At 70.0% G+C, this 504-nt stretch carries 2 pseudogenes; both read left to right on the top strand.

The features are described 5' to 3' along the window. Positions 1-120 (top strand): annotated as a pseudogene (locus AC5RVV_RS17990) (MmcQ/YjbR family DNA-binding protein); the annotation flags it as partial. Further along, positions 121-504: pseudogene (locus AC5RVV_RS17985) on the top strand (hypothetical protein); the annotation flags it as partial.

Below are 504 nucleotides of genomic sequence, written 5' to 3'. Positions count from 1 at the left end.
CTTCCCGACGGGATGATCCGCGACATGGTGGAGGACTCCTACGACTTGGTGGTGGCGTCCCTGCCGCGGAAGGACCGCGAGTCGCTGGGCTGGGCACGGCTGGCGCGGGGCGACGCGTAGATGCTGAGGCAGGAATTCCTCGACGAGTTGTGGGACGCGGCCGACCCGAAGTCCACCGAGCAGCGGCTGCGGGGCGCCGACACGAACCGCTTCATGCTTCCGGCGGACCGGGCGGAGCTGGCCACGCAGATCGCGCGGGTGCTGGGGCTGCAAGGACGATTCGCGGAAGCCTGCGCCGTCCTTGACGGCATCGACCCGGATAAGTTTGACACCGCAGACAAGCCCGACGGCGGCGCTATTGTCCGCGTTCGGCTCGCCTTGGAACGGGGCCGGCTGCATCGCGCCTCCGGCAGCCCGGCGGCTGCGGTGCGGTTCCTCGGCGAAGCCGCCCAGCTTGCCGGAATGCATGGGTTTTGCGCCTTGGAGCAGGCGGCGCGGGCCCTT

The sequence above is a fragment of the Arthrobacter sp. MDT2-34-1 genome (assembly GCF_059091365.1).
The sequence above is the reverse complement of the archived record's forward strand: the minus strand, read 5'-3'. Positions and strand labels throughout refer to the sequence as shown.